General features: G+C 62.3%; 12 protein-coding genes. 1 reads left to right on the forward strand and 11 read right to left on the reverse strand.

Annotated elements, in window-relative coordinates; genetic code table 11:
* Positions 1-71: 71 nt before the first annotated feature.
* From pafA to ACSSVG_RS20980, 9 genes are all read right to left on the reverse strand, one after another.
* Positions 72-1436: a Pup--protein ligase gene (gene pafA, locus ACSSVG_RS20940; RefSeq protein WP_231340139.1), complete on the reverse strand. Its 1365-nt coding sequence runs from the start codon at positions 1434-1436 to the stop codon at positions 72-74.
* Position 1437: 1 nt separating this feature from the next.
* Entirely contained in the window at positions 1438-2145 is a 708-nt protein-coding gene (gene prcA / locus ACSSVG_RS20945) for a proteasome subunit alpha (protein WP_231340140.1), read from the reverse strand.
* Position 2146: 1 nt separating this feature from the next.
* Positions 2147-2956, reverse strand: coding sequence for a proteasome subunit beta (gene prcB / locus ACSSVG_RS20950; RefSeq protein WP_492416104.1), 810 nt, complete (start codon positions 2954-2956; stop codon positions 2147-2149).
* 78 nt (positions 2957-3034) lie between these two features.
* The gene (locus ACSSVG_RS20955) at positions 3035-3238 is read right to left on the reverse strand and encodes a ubiquitin-like protein Pup (protein ID WP_043806102.1); all 204 of its coding nucleotides are present in this window, start codon (positions 3236-3238) and stop codon (positions 3035-3037) included.
* A 119-nt stretch (positions 3239-3357) separates the two neighbouring features.
* The gene (gene dop / locus ACSSVG_RS20960; protein ID WP_231340142.1) at positions 3358-5031 is read right to left on the reverse strand and encodes a depupylase/deamidase Dop; all 1674 of its coding nucleotides are present in this window, start codon (positions 5029-5031) and stop codon (positions 3358-3360) included.
* The gene (gene arc / locus ACSSVG_RS20965) at positions 5028-6836 is read right to left on the reverse strand and encodes a proteasome ATPase (protein ID WP_231340143.1); all 1809 of its coding nucleotides are present in this window, start codon (positions 6834-6836) and stop codon (positions 5028-5030) included. The genes dop and arc overlap by 4 nt, the downstream gene beginning before the upstream one ends.
* A gap of 97 nt (positions 6837-6933) precedes the next feature.
* A complete protein-coding gene (locus ACSSVG_RS20970) occupies positions 6934-7998 on the reverse strand; it encodes a tRNA (adenine-N1)-methyltransferase (protein ID WP_492416107.1) in 1065 nt (354 codons plus the stop codon).
* Between the two features lie 115 nt (positions 7999-8113).
* On the reverse strand, positions 8114-9277 hold the full coding sequence (locus tag ACSSVG_RS20975; protein WP_492416109.1) for a site-2 protease family protein: 1164 nt from the start codon (positions 9275-9277) through the stop codon (positions 8114-8116).
* Positions 9278-9997 (reverse strand): HAD family hydrolase, encoded by a 720-nt coding sequence (locus ACSSVG_RS20980; RefSeq protein ID WP_492416111.1) that lies wholly within the window; start codon positions 9995-9997, stop codon positions 9278-9280.
* A 123-nt stretch (positions 9998-10120) separates the two neighbouring features.
* Between ACSSVG_RS20980 and ACSSVG_RS20985 the strand changes: the two genes are divergently transcribed.
* Complete coding sequence (locus tag ACSSVG_RS20985; RefSeq protein WP_253468262.1) at positions 10121-11026, forward strand: PAC2 family protein; 906 nt, start codon at positions 10121-10123, stop codon at positions 11024-11026.
* Positions 11027-11114: 88 nt separating this feature from the next.
* Here the strand turns inward: ACSSVG_RS20985 and mshC are convergent, their stop codons facing one another.
* Both mshC and ACSSVG_RS20995 read right to left on the reverse strand, forming a co-directional pair.
* The gene (gene mshC, locus ACSSVG_RS20990) at positions 11115-12392 is read right to left on the reverse strand and encodes a cysteine--1-D-myo-inosityl 2-amino-2-deoxy-alpha-D-glucopyranoside ligase (RefSeq protein ID WP_492416113.1); all 1278 of its coding nucleotides are present in this window, start codon (positions 12390-12392) and stop codon (positions 11115-11117) included.
* 15 nt (positions 12393-12407) lie between these two features.
* A complete protein-coding gene (locus ACSSVG_RS20995; protein WP_231340149.1) occupies positions 12408-13241 on the reverse strand; it encodes an undecaprenyl-diphosphate phosphatase in 834 nt (277 codons plus the stop codon).
* Between the last annotated feature and the right edge of the window lie 15 nt (positions 13242-13256).

Raw genomic sequence — 13256 nt, forward strand, 5'->3', positions numbered from 1 at the left:
CAGTGCGGCTCTTGGAAAGAGACCACTATCCAGAATAGCCCGCGAAGCTGGGAGCCAGCTTATAGAGCCGGTCAGCCCATGGAGTCCAGCAGTGCATCCACCCGCTCGTCAACGCTACGGAACGGATCCTTGCAGAGAATGGTCTGGTGCGCCCGGTCGTTGAGCTTCAGGTGCACCCAGTCAACGGTGTAGTCGCGGCCCAGCTCCTGGGCGCGGCGAACAAAGTCACCCCGCAACTTTGCCCTGGTTGTCTGGGGTGGCGCGTCCACGGCGTCTTTGACGTCCGTTTCCGTAACCAGGCGTCGTGCTGCCCCCCGCGCTTGCAGAAGGAAGAAAATCCCACGTTGACGCGAGATGTCGTGATACGTGAGGTCGAGCTGGGCGATGCGTGGTGAGTCAAGGCTAAGGTCATGGCGGTTCATGTAGCCGTCCATGAGCTTCTTCTTGATGGCCCAGTCCACTTCGGTATCAATGGTGCTCGTATCGCCGCTTTCGATGGCATCTAGCGTTCGTTTCCACAGATCCAGGATGAGCGGCACATGGGCGTTGTGTGCGCCGTTCGTGGCGACGAACTCAGTGACCTTGGTCAGGTACTCGCGCTGGATATCCAGGGCGGTGAGCTGCCTGCCATTGGCAAGCCTGACCAGTGCGCGGCCCGTCAGGTCATGCGAGATCTCACGGATGCTGCGGATAGGGTTTTCCATCCGCATATCCCGCATGATGACGCCTGCCTCGATCATGCGGAGGATAAGGTCCACGGTTCCCACCTTTAGGAGCGCGGAAGTTTCAGACATGTTGGAGTCCCCCACAATCACGTGGAGGCGACGGTAGAACTCGGCGTCCGCATGTGGCTCATCGCGGGTGTTGATGATGGGGCGGGACCTGGTGGTGGCCGAGGACACGCCCTCCCAGATGTGATCGGCACGCTGGGAGAAGGCAAACGTGGCGCCGTGGGGCGTCTTCAGCACTTTCCCCGCTCCCGCGATCAACTGGCGGGTCACCAGGAAGGGAATGAGGATCTCGGCCAAGCGGGAGAATTCCCCCCGCCGCGGAATGAGGTAGTTTTCGTGGCTGCCGTAGGAGTTTCCGGCGGAGTCGGTGTTGTTCTTGAAGAGATACACCGTGCCGTTGAATCCCTCCGCCGCCAGCCGCGCCTGGGCCTCGTCCACGAGGTCGTCCAGGATGAGTTCGCCGGCCCTGTCATGGGCGATCAGCTGTGCAAGGTCGTCACATTCGGCCGTGGCGTACTCCGGATGCGAACCCACATCCAGGTAAAGCCGCGAGCCGTTGGTCAGGAAGACATTGGACGACCGGCCCCAACTGACGACCTTGCGAAAGAGGTATCTGGCCACTTCCTCAGGGGCCAGAGGACGCGAATCCGGGCTGGAATAGGAGATTCCAAATTCCGTTTCGATGCCAAATATTCTCTTATCCATCTCAAGCCTCCTCGGCGAGCAACAGGGTCATATCCTCAGGCAACAGCCGCCGGAACGCCCTACGGGAACCGCGGTGGCTTTCGGACGCGCGGTACAGGACTGCAGCCTCGACGGCGGTAGCCGGCAGCGCGTCAGCCTCCTTATCCGCAGCCAGGGCGCGCAGTGCCAAACGCATGGCCCCGGCCAAACTGAGCTCGGGATCCCAATCCCCACTGACGACGTCGGAAATCTGGTCAGCGAGACCGCCCATGACAACAAAGCCGTTCTCATCGGCAATCGAGCCATCGAAGGTCAGCCGGTAAAGGTGGTCCTGCTCCTGTGCCAGGCCCACTTCGGCGACTGCCAGCTCCACTTCGAACGGTTTCTGTTCCGCAGTGAACACCGCGCCAAGACTCTGGGCATACACGCTGGCCAGACCACGGGCGGTGACGTCTTCGCGATCGTAGGAGTATCCGCGGACGTCGGCGTAACGGACACCGGCTTGCCGGAGGCTTTCGAACTCGTTGTACTTGCCCACTGCTGCGAAGGCGATTTTGTCGTAGATCTCGCCGATCTTGTGCAGCGAGGGCGACGGATTCTCCGCGATCAAGGCAATGCCGTCGGCGCAACTGATGACCACCACGGAGCGTCCGCGGGCGATGCCTTTCCGTGCAAAGTCAGCACGGTCCTTCATCAGCTGTTCGGGAGAGACGTAGAACTGCTGCGTCATCTCAGGCCTCCCGTCCGGCGATGGCCCGTGATTCGACGATGGCGCCGGCTATGGCGGCCAGGTCGCGTTCCGGAACGCGGCGGTTTCCGGTGCGGTTGACGGTATAGACAACAGGCCACAGTTGACGGACCGGGTCGGGGCCACCGGTGGCGGAGTCGTCGTCCGCGGCATCGTAGAGCGCCTCAACGGCCACTGCCACCGCGGCTTCTTCAGTGAGATTCGGCTTCCACAGCTTCTTCAAGGCGCCCCGGGCGAACACCGAACCGGAACCAACCGAGTGGTGTTCCTGCTCTTCGTAGCGGCCGCCGGTGACGTCGTAGGAGAACAACCGTCCGACGCCGGACACTTGGTCGAACCCAGCGAACAACGGAATGACCGCCATCCCCTGCATTGCCATGGGAAGGTTCCCGCGGATCATTGCCCCCAGCCGGTTGGCCTTGCCCACCAGGCTCAGGAGCGTGCCCTCGATTTTCTCGTAGTGCTCCAACTCAACCTGGAAAAGCCGTGTGATGTCGATGGCCAGGCCGGCCGTGCCGGCGATACCCAGCACGGAATACTCGTCGGCGGGAAACACTTTCTCGATGTGCCTGCTGGCGATGACGTTGCCCATCGTGGCCCGGCGGTCTCCCGCCATCAGGACACCTCCCGCATATGTCAGGGCAACGATGGTGGTGGCATGAGGCGACGACGGAACCATGCCGGCCGGTAATGATTGGCTGAAGGGAAGTAATTCGGGACGCGAGCGTTGGAGATGCTCCGTAAAGGAAGACGTTGCCTGGGTGGCCAGGGGGCCGGTTGATGGGTCCTGCATTGCTGCACTCCTTCGACTCTGCGTTCCGATGCCCGGCGGCCTCACGCCGACCGGGCAGTACTGACGGTGTGGGTCCGGTTACTGGCCGCCCTTTTGCACGAACGCCCGGACGAACTCTTCGGCGTTTGATTCCAGGACGCCGTCGATTTCATCGAGGAGGTCATCCACGCCCTGGGTTGCCTCCGACGCCTGTGCCTCGGGCGCTGCGGGCGGGGCCTCCGGTACGTCCACTTCAGTTTCGGTTTCCCTCGACTGCGGTTGTTGCTGCTCCTGAGCTGCCATTTTCTTTCTCCCTACTGTCAGTCCCCTGATGCCGGAGACTTCCTAATGCCATATTGCCACGCCGTGGGCTGCTGCGTACGGCTTTGGAAGGGCACGAATGTTGGTGTGCCGTTCCAGCCTCAGCTCCTGGCCGGCGGCGGGTTTCGGCCCATCAAATCGGCAAGGAATGAACCTGCATCCTGGTGACGGTCGAACAATGCTCCGGTCAACGCCCGGGTTCCACGCAGCGGTTCACGGGTGGGTACCCTCTGCAGTTTCCCCAACCCCGGTACATCGAAAATTACCGAGTCCCAACTGGCGCCGACCACGTCCTTGCCAAACCTGGAAACACACCGTCCGCGGAAGTACGCGCGAGTGTCCGACGGCGGTTCGGTCACCGCCCTGGCGATGTCGGCGTCGTCGACGATCCGCATCATGCGGTCCCTGGACAGCAGCCTGTAGTACAAGCCCTTTTCGGGCCGGATATCCGACCATTGCAGGTCCACTAATCCGAGCCTGGCGTCGTTCCACTCAAGGCCGTCACGGTTCCGGTAGCCTTCCAGAAGTGATTTCTTGGCCACCCATTCAACGGACGAGGAGGCCGCAGCAAGGTCGCTTCCCAGCGTTGTCAACGTGGTTTCCCAGTGTGACAAGACATCGTGGGTGTGGCCATCGCCGGTAACCGAGTCCGCCACGCCAGTCTCCTGGGCAAGTTTGGCCGCTGCCTCGTAATACATCCACTGGATGTCCAGGGCCGTCACCCTTCGGCCGTCGAGCAACCGTACTGTGGCTGTGAGCGTTGTGTCGTGGCTGATGGTTTGAAGAGCCTGAACAGGCTCGTGGACTTCAATCCTCGGAGCCTGTCCGGCTTCGATGAGGCTCAGGACCATGGCGGTGGTACCGAACTTGAGGTAGTTCGAGGCCTGGCTGAGGTTGGCGTCACCGATGATCACGTGAAGGCGGCGGTACTTGTCGGCCGTTGCGTGGGGCTCGTCCCTGGTGTTGATGATGGGACGTCGGATGGTTGTTTCCAGCCCCACCTCGGCCTCGAAGAAGTCCGCACGTTGGCTGATCTGGTATCCGGGTGTGGAGCTGTCCTGTCCCAAGCCGACCCGTCCGGCACCGCACACCACCTGGCGGGAGACAAAAAATGGCGTCAGGCCACGAATAATGTCACCGAACGGAACGGAGCGGGGCATGAGGTAGTTCTCGTGCGAGCCATAAGACACTGACTTGTTGTCAGTGTTGTTCTTGTAAAGATTGATGGGGGGCAGGGTGGTGTCCGCCGCGACCTTCCTCACAGTGGCCAAGGCAACCAGGTCACCGGCAGCATCCCACGCCACAGCATCGCGCGGATTCGTCACTTCCGGGCTCGAATACTCGGGGTGTGCATGGTCCACGTAGAGACGCGCCCCGTTTCCGAGGACCATGTTCATCAGCAGGGAACCGGATTCGTCGGCTCCATCGAGCTCCAACTCCTGGCGACCGTACGCCAACGCAACCGCTTCGGCGTCGAGCACTGGCGGCTGGTCTGTGAGTTGGCTGGGATCCGCGGCTGACCTGTCCAAGGTCCAGCCGCGTGCATCGTGTAACGGTTCTTCGTCCGTGTAGTCCCAGCGTGTCTCTGCTCCCCCGGCTGCCCGTTGCCGGGTAACTGTGGCGTACGCCTGGATGATCCTTGCGGACATCATGGTGGCATTCGCCCCGGGCGCCGACGGCGCGTGGATTCCGTATTCAGTTTCCGAGCCCATGACGCGCATGGCGCCGCCGGCGGGCAACTTTTCAGCAGGCGTACCTTCGGGTCTTGCTGTCATAGGTATTGGCCCGTGTTGGCGGTGGTTTCAATCGACTTGCCTGGTTCCTGGCCGGCCTTGCCCTGGACAATCGTGCGGATGTACGTGATCCGTTCACCCTTCTTGCCCGAAATCCTGGCCCAGTCGTCCGGGTTGGTGGTGTTCGGCATGTCCTCATGCTCGCGGAACTCGTCAACCACGGCCCGCAGCAGGTGCTCGATCCGGAGGCCCTTTTGGTGATTGGTCAGGAGGTCCTTGATGGCGTATTTCTTGGCCCGGTCCACGACGTTCTGCACCACGGCGCCGGAGTTGAAGTCCTTGAAGTAGAGCATTTCCGTATCGCCGTTGGCGTAGGTGACTTCGAGGTATTCGTTGGATTTCTCCGTGGAATACATGGCTTCGACGGTGCGCTGGACCATGGCGTCCACCGTGGCCTGCACGTCTCCGCCATACTCGGCAAGGTCCTGGGCGTGGAAGGGCAGGTCCGTGGTGATGTACTTGGCAAAAATGTCCGCCGCGGCCTCGGCATCGGGGCGCTGGATCTTCACTTTTACGTCGAGGCGACCGGGTCGAAGAATGGCGGGATCGATCATGTCCTCACGGTTGGAGGCGCCGATGACTATGACGTTGTCCAGACGCTCGACGCCGTCGATCTCGCTTAGCAACTGGGGCACGATAGTGGTTTCGACGTCGGACGAAACGCCGGTACCGCGGGTGCGGAACAGCGAGTCCATTTCGTCGAAGAAGACGACGACAGGGCTGCCATCGGATGCCTTTTCACGGGCACGCGAGAAAATGAGGCGGATGTGGCGCTCGGTCTCGCCCACATACTTGTCCAGGAGCTCGGGTCCCTTGATGTTCAGGAAGTAGCTCTTGAGATCGGTGTTGCCGGCGCGTTCTGCGGCACGGGCTGCAAGGGAATTTGCCACAGCCTTGGCGATGAGCGTCTTGCCGCAACCCGGAGGGCCGTACAGCAGTATGCCTTTGGGGGCCTTGAGCCCATGTTCGCGGTAGAGGTCCGGGTGCAGGAACGGCAGCTCCACGGCGTCGCGGATCTGTTCGATTTGGGGGCCGAGACCGCCAATGTCCTGATAGGTGATATCCGGAACTTCTTCGAGGACAAGGTTCTCCACCTCGGCCCTCGGCACCTTCTCAAGGGCGTAGCCGGTCCGTGAGTCCAGGGACAGTGCATCGCCGACCTTCAGGTGGACACTTTGAAGGGCGCCTGACAGCCGGACTACGCGTTCCTCGTCGGCCCGGCCCACCACCAGGGCGCGGTCCTTGCCCAACATTTCCTTGAGGGTGACCAGTTCGCCGGCGCGTTCGTAGCCCAGCCCGGCCACCACCAGGAGGGCCTCGTTCAAGAGGACTTCCTGCCCGACTGCCAGCTGGTTCAGGTTGACCAGTGGGCTGACGCCTACACGCATTTTGCGGCCGGCATTGAAGATATCCACGGACTCTTCGGTAGCGGCCTGGCCGGAACTGCCTGCGGCTGCCTGCTTTCGCGGGTTGATCTGCACTACGGTTCCGAAGCTATAGGGCGGCTGGCCCTCCTGCTCCAAAGCACCCTTCAAACGGAGAATCTCGGCCTTGGCCGTTTCCAGCATGCTCACTAGCTTGCCGTTGTTCTGGGTAGCAGCTGCCAACTGGCGGTCAATGTGGCGAAGCTTGTCCCGGAGGATATTGATTTGCCGTTCGGCAACCGTCAGTTCACTCGAGGGCTCCGGCGGTTGGACAGCTGCAAGCCCCCGGCTCGCCGCTTCTTCCGCTGCGTTATGTGCTTCTTCCGGCGTCGGCCGTCCAAGGTCGTTGTTTGACGTATCCACGATTCATCAGCCCCTTCCTGCGCTTAACAAGACCTTAGTCCCGAAAAGCGCAGGGTGCTTGGTGACATCCGGAATGCGGACCCTATTGTGACCTTTGTCAGTTTGTGACTGGGGGATCATCCTGGACGTTGGTTCCTGCGATGGCGTCGCGGGCTGCCCGGCGGAGTTTCTTGTCCGAGACAGAGCGCTCTCCCACAGCGCCGGGCGTCCACGCGTTGAGGTCCTCTTCGCTGAACTCGGTCTTGGACGGGCGGCGCTTGACGGAGATTCCAGTGACGCCATCGGCGAGGCGGCGTGTGACGAGGAGGAATCCGGTGTGGGCCACCATGCGGTGGTCCGGCCGTACGGCCAGTCCCTCAAGGTGCCATCCGCGAACCATGGACTCCCAGGCGTCAGGCTCAGTGAAGCGCCCGTCGGCGCGAATGGCCTCAGCCGTGCGCGACAACTGGGTGACGGTTGCCACGTAGTTGATCCACACACCACCGGGCGCCAGGACAGTGGCAACAGCGTCCAAGCACTCCCAGGGAGCCAGCATGTCCAGCACGACGCGGTCCACGGAGCCAGGAGCCTCAGCCTTGACCACTTCTTCCTGGAAGTCGCCCAGGGAGATCTGCCATGCGGGGTGCGGTCCGCCGAAGATGGTCTCCACGTTTCCGCGGGCGATGTCGGCGAACTCTTCGCGACGCTCAAAGGAGTGGAGGTAGCCGCCGTCGCCCACGGCGCGCAGCAGCGAAATGGAGAGGGCGCCGGACCCGACGCCGGCCTCAACGACACGTGCGCCGGGGAAGATGTCAGCCATGGTGACGATCTGGCCTGCATCCTTCGGATACACAACAGCGGCGCCACGGGGCATGGACAAGACGAAGTCGGAGAGCAACGGACGCAGGGTCTGGTACTGCTGGCCAACGTTGTTGCTGACTACGGAGCCATCCACCTTGCCGATGATCTCATCATGGTTCAGGAAGCCGCGGTGGGTGTGGAAAGCGCCACCTACCTCCAAGCTGATGGTGTTCATGCGGCCGCGTTCATCAGTGAGCTGGACCCGTTCGCCAACGCGGAAAGGCCCGCGGCGGCGCGCAGCACCCGTCGGCTGCACGGTTGTGCCATCGGCCGGCCTGTCGGTGCCTGCGTTTGCTTCGGGGGCGGCGGTTTCGCTGCTCATGTACTGTTCCTCGCTCCTGTACGGCTGGGCCGCAACGTCTTGCTGGCGGGTGGGCGCCAAAAATCCATGGGTTCTTCGGTAAAACCGCCGGCATGCAACTCTACCGGCAAGGGTGTCAGGCGCGCCCGCTCCGGCGGGCTTCCTTACCTGTAATGGCCGTCACTACCGCTTGCTGGCGGAGAAGGCCAGTGACGATTCCGTTGTGATCCACCACAGCGTATTCGCCGCCCTCCAGCCGTGCCAAGTACTGGATCAATTCCTGGCCCTTGGACCATTCCGGGACGTACGCCCCAGCGCCCAGGGCGTGCGCTACTGCGGTGACGGGCGTCGTCGCCGTTGATTGCGGGGGTACAGCGGCCGCTGCTCCGAAGTCCACCACACCCTGCGGCTTGCCATCCGGTCCGCAAATCACGACGGCGGGACTCCCGGCCGGGGAAAGGTCCAGGACGTCCGCAACAGTGGCCGAGTTCGGCACGCCTACCGCGGATTCTGCCAGTCCAGCTGCACTCACGAGGTAGAGGCGGCTGCGGAGCTTGGCGTGGTGGATCGAGCTCGAAGCGCCCATCCAGAGGAAGCCGCAGACGAGGACGGTGATAAGCATCAGGCTGATATCAAGCGGCGTGCCGCTGATGAGCGGCAGCCCGATGAACCAGATGACCAATGCGGCAACGATGATGCGGCCAGACCACCCTGCGGCGATCGTGCCCTTGTCCTGGCTTCCGGTCGCTTTCCAAACCGCCGATTCAACCAAGCGGCCGCCGTCCAGGGGCAAACCGGGAAGGACATTGAACAAGCCGATCAGGAGGTTGGCCCACATCAGGATGTTGGCCAGGATGTCCGATACGCCGCTTAAGGCCCCGGAAGAAAGAACGGCCCACATTCCGGCCGCCAGGACGAAGTTGGAGGCCGGTCCGGCCAAGGCGACCACCACCGAACGTCCAGGGGAAGCCGTGAAATTCTCGAATTGGGTATGTCCGCCCCAGAGGTTCAGCACGATCTTTTCCGTTGGCCAGCTGAAGGCCTTTGCGCTGAGCGCGTGCGCCAATTCATGGACCAGAACCGAGACGGCGAGCAGCAGGGCATAACCCAAGGCCACGAAATACGCTCCGATGCCGAGCTCCGGCATCCGTATCAGCAGTGCCGGGCCATAGACAATCACCGTGAAGCCGGCGATGACAAACCACGAGTAAGCGAGGTATACCGGAATACCGGCGATCTTTCCCAGGGGAATGCCGTCTTTTTTGGTGGCGGCGTGATGGGGCGTGGAGGAACTGCTCACCTAGTTGGCCCCTTCAAGCAGGTCCACTGCTGCGAGGCGGTCATGAACCAGGCGGCTGACGTCGGAGGCAGTCCTGCCAACCAACGTGTCCCACATGATCATGCGGCGGTCCTCGGGCAACGGAACCTGGTGGGGTATTCCTACCGTCACCACACCCGAGGCAATGGCGGCCGTTGCCCCCGGTACGGAGTCCTCCAGGGCGACACAGTGGTGAATGCTGAGTGAGGGGTCGTCCAGCCGGAGCCGTTCGACAGCAGTGAGGTAAGCCTCGGGGTGCGGTTTTCCGTTGGCTACCGTATCCCCGGTGACCATGAATTCGAAGTAGGGCTTGGGAAGGCTTTCCACTACCACGCCGGCCAAAGGGCCCTCGGACATGGTTACCAGGGCACAGCGGATGCCCGCCTGATGAAGTTCGTCCAGGAGTTCACGCGCGCCCGGACGCCACGGGACTTCCTCGCGGACCTGCGCGATGACCTGGGCGCTGAGGGTGTCCACGATTTCGCGGGCTTCAAGCCGGACACCCGCGGCTTGGAGGACGGCGGCCGAGTGAAGCAGCGACTGGCCTACCAATTGCATGGCCTGCTGGTGCGACCAGCTTCCGCCATGGGACTCCACAAGCGCACGCTCGGCAGCGATCCAGTAGGGCTCGGTGTCCACGAGTGTGCCATCCATATCCCAGAGCACGGCTTTGAGGAGGGGCTGGCTGGGTAACGAATGCATGGTTTCAAGTCTACGTGGAACCTGGCCGGCGGCTGTCCGGGCTTTGCGCTGTGGGCGAATCGGTGACACGCATTGACGTCAAATGCCATGCATCGGCACGGGTCTTGGACGTAGGGTGAGTGGATGAACAGTGTGGACGGGACCCCCGAAGGGCAGGACATCACCGCGGAGCCCGAGCGTTTCCTCAAGGAACCGGCGGAAGGCCAGCGTGTCACCGTCATGCTCGCCGCATTCGAGGGCTGGAACGATGCCGGCGAGGCCGCCAGCGATGCGCTGCACTATTTGAACAAGCTCTGGGACGGCAAAAAGGTTGCCACGGTGGACGCCGAAGAGTACTACGACTTCCAGTTCACCCGCCCCACCGTGCGCCGCACATCCTCGGGTGCCCGCAAGGTCAAGTGGCCCTCTACCCGGATCTACAAGGCAGCAGTTCCGGGCAGCAACGTGGACGTGGTCTTCGTACTTGGCACGGAACCTTCCTACCGTTGGCGTGCCTACACCACCGAATTGTTGGTCCACGCCGAAGCACTCAAGGTGGACTCCGTGATCCTGATTGGCGCATTGCTTGCCGATGTACCCCATAGCCGGCCCATTCCGGTAAGCACCACCAGCGAGGACAGTTCGCTGCGTGAGCGCCTGAACCTCGAGGCATCCCAATACGAGGGACCCGTAGGGATTGTTGGCGTGCTTGCGGAGTTCGCCATGCTGGCGGGGTTGCCGACGGTGTCCCTGTGGGCGGCTGTTCCGCACTACGTTGCCCAGCCCCCCTCCCCCAAGGCTCAGCTGGCGATCCTGCACAAAGTGGAAGACCTGCTCCAGGTTCCCCTCGACAGCCAGGCGTTGGCCGAAGAGTCCGAGGCCTGGGAACGCGGAGTGGACGAACTCGCCACTGAGGACCCCGAAATTGCTGCCTACGTGCGCCAGCTTGAGGAAGCGAAGGATACGGCGGACCTCCCGGAAGCCTCCGGTGAATCCATTGCCCGCGAATTCGAGCGCTACCTGAAGCGGCGTGGCAAAGAGCGGCCGTAAGAACCAATCCTGAAAACAGCAACGGCCCTGACATTGCGTCAGGGCCGTTGGTGTTTCGGGCCGTTGGTGTTTCGTGCGGATTCGCGCCCTAGAGTTCCACCCCAAGCAAAGCGTCGATGGCATCCATCACCAGGGCAGCGTCCTGTGCGGACTTCTCCGCGCCGGAGCGCAACGCTTCTCCTGCCCAGTAATCGACGGCGGCGATGGCTCCGGGAGCGTTGAGGTCGTTGGCCAACTCATTGCGCATGGCTGCCACCAGGGGTCCCGCCGATCCGGTAGGTGCATGCTCCGCGGCCTCACGCCACTGTGCCAGTCGGTCTTTGGCGGCCGAGAACTCCGCATCGGTCCATGACCAATCAGAACGGTAGTGGTTGGCAAGAATGGCCAGTCGGATGGCTGCTGGTTCCTCACCGGCCGCGCGGAGCTTGGAGACAAGGACCAGGTTGCCCTTGGATTTGCTCATCTTCTCGCCGTCCAGGCCCACCATGCCCGCATGCGAGTAGTGCCGTGCCAGCGGGACGCCGGAGAGGGAGTAGGCGTGCCCGGCTCCCATTTCGTGGTGCGGGAAGATGAGGTCCGATCCGCCGCCTTGGACGGTGAAGGGTGCCGGGAGGTACTTCTGCGCGATGACCGTACATTCAATGTGCCAACCGGGCCGGCCGTCGCCAAGAGTCGCGCCGGGCCAGTTGGGTTCGCCGTCGCGGGCCACGCGCCAGAGCAAGGGGTCCAGGGCATTGCGTTTGCCCGGCCTGGCAGGGTCTCCGCCGCGTTCAGCGAACAAGGTCAGCATCTCTGCTTCGCCAAGTCCTGACACGTCGCCCAGGGTCCAGGCGTCGGTTGCGTCGGAACGTTTGCCGGCCATTTCGACGTCGTAATAGACATCGCCGTCGGGTTCACCGTCGGATCCTTGAACGCGGTAGGCCACACCGTCGGCAATGAGGCGCTCGATGGCGGGCACAATGTCCGGGATCGCCTCCACGGCACCGATGTAGTGGTTTGGTGCCAGTACGTTGAGTGCGTCCATGTCCGTCTGGAACAACTCGATCTGGCTCTGCGCCAAGTCGCGCCAGTCCACACCAGTGGCGGTGGCGCGCTCCAGCAGGGGGTCATCGACATCCGTGACGTTCTGGACGTAAGACACCCGGATGCCGGCGTCGCGCCATGCCCGGTTCAGGAGATCGAATGCCACATAACTGGCCGCATGTCCCATGTGGGTAGCGTCATATGGCGTGATGCCGCAGACGTACATGGATTGTTCCGGTTGCCGTTCAACCTCCACGACGCGGCCAAGGGCTGTGTCGAACAGTCGTAGTTGCGGCATGCTGCCGGGCAGCTCAGGAACAGGGCGGGAGGTCCACGATTTCACGACTCAACCTTAGTGCTAGGCGCTGATCACATTGAAACCGAGCAGGACATACAACGCCAGGCCCAGGAGGATGCGGTACCAAACGAAGAGCCGGTAACTCCGTGTGGAGACGAACTTCAGGAACCAGCCGATGATGATGTAGCCCACGACAAAGGCGATGACGGTGGCCAAGGCGGTCTCAGGAAGCCCGTACGGTCCGGAAAGGCCGTCATTCGAAACGGTCTTGTAGAGCTGGTAGAGGCCACTGCCGAACACAGCCGGAATGGCCAGAAGGAACGAATACCTCGCAGCAGCCTCACGGGTGTAGCCCATGAGCAGGCCCGCCGTGATGGTGCCGCCGGACCGGGAGACACCGGGAATCAGTGCCATGGCTTGAGCGAAGCCGTACAGGATGCCGTGCTTGTAACTCAGCTGCGTGAGGTCTCTGTCCTGCCGGCCGATGGCGTCGGCGACAGCCAGGATCATGCCGAACACAATCAGCATGGTGGCAACGATCCACATACTGCGCAGAACGGATTCAATCTGGTCCTGGAACAACAGGCCCAGGACGATGATGGGCAGGCTGCCCAAAATGACCAACCAGCCCATGCGGGCATCCGGGTTGCTGCGTTCGACTTTCCCGGTCAGGGAACCAAACCATGCGCGAACGATTCTGACGATGTCGCGCCAGAAGTACACAATGACCGCGGTTTCGGTTCCCAGCTGGGTGATCGCAGTAAAAGCGGCACCCGGATCAGCGGCACCCGGAAGGAATGAGCCGACAATCCGCAGGTGCGCACTTGAAGAGATCGGGAGGAATTCGGTGAGGCCCTGCACCAGGCCCAGCAAGGCTGCTTCTATCCAGTTCACGTGAATAGACCCTAC

This window comes from Paenarthrobacter sp. E2MeOHC11 (genome assembly GCF_058744955.1).

Excerpts from the sequence above, each read along its gene's own strand:
- ACSSVG_RS20955 (WP_043806102.1), bottom strand. The coding sequence starts at position 3,238 with ATGGCAGCTCAGGAGCAGCAACAACCGCAGTCGAGGGAAACCGAAACT.
- ACSSVG_RS20970 (WP_492416107.1), bottom strand. The coding sequence starts at position 7,998 with ATGAGCAGCGAAACCGCCGCCCCCGAAGCAAACGCAGGCACCGACAGG.
- prcA (WP_231340140.1), bottom strand. The coding sequence starts at position 2,145 with ATGACGCAGCAGTTCTACGTCTCTCCCGAACAGCTGATGAAGGACCGT.
- prcB (WP_492416104.1), bottom strand. The coding sequence starts at position 2,956 with ATGCAGGACCCATCAACCGGCCCCCTGGCCACCCAGGCAACGTCTTCC.
- ACSSVG_RS20985 (WP_253468262.1), top strand. The coding sequence starts at position 10,121 with ATGAACAGTGTGGACGGGACCCCCGAAGGGCAGGACATCACCGCGGAG.
- pafA (WP_231340139.1), bottom strand. The coding sequence starts at position 1,436 with ATGGATAAGAGAATATTTGGCATCGAAACGGAATTTGGAATCTCCTAT.
- dop (WP_231340142.1), bottom strand. The coding sequence starts at position 5,031 with ATGACAGCAAGACCCGAAGGTACGCCTGCTGAAAAGTTGCCCGCCGGC.
- ACSSVG_RS20980 (WP_492416111.1), bottom strand. The coding sequence starts at position 9,997 with ATGCATTCGTTACCCAGCCAGCCCCTCCTCAAAGCCGTGCTCTGGGAT.